General features: G+C 62.8%; 1 protein-coding gene. It reads left to right on the forward strand.

What is annotated here, in order from left to right; all coding sequences use genetic code 11:
* Positions 1-38: 38 nt before the first annotated feature.
* A partial coding sequence (locus K1I43_RS15485; protein WP_220382709.1) for a hypothetical protein occupies positions 39-435 on the forward strand: 397 nt, incomplete at its 3' end.

Raw genomic sequence — 435 nt, forward strand, 5'->3', positions numbered from 1 at the left:
GCTATGGTCCGACACACTCGCAGTCGCTCGAGAAGTTCTTGGTCGGGATCGACAATCTTGCGGTGTTCGCGGTGACGTCGCTGGAGGATCCGCGACCCCTGATCGAGGCCATCGACGATCTACCGGTCCCCGCGGTGGTTATCGAGAACAAGGTGGACTATGGGCGCCATCTCTGGCAGGGGAGCGCGGATTATCGGTTCGATAAGCAGGGCGGAGCCCTGGGCACGCTGATCGTCTCCCCGGTGAGGCACGATCCCACCGTGACGGTGGTCACCTACGGAGAGAATGCGCGCGAGATCGCCGAGCAGCTCGAGCAGCTTTTCCTCGAATCGGACCACGTTGTGGAGTTGATCGTGCCGGTGATGCTGCATCCGCTGACCGTGCAACCTATCCTCGACTCAGCGCGGCGAACACGGCGCGTGGTCGTCGTCGAGG

Origin of the sequence: Anoxybacillus sp. ST70, assembly GCF_019553625.1 — a bacterium.
GTDB lineage: Bacteria > Bacillota > Bacilli > Bacillales > Anoxybacillaceae > Anoxybacillus > Anoxybacillus gonensis.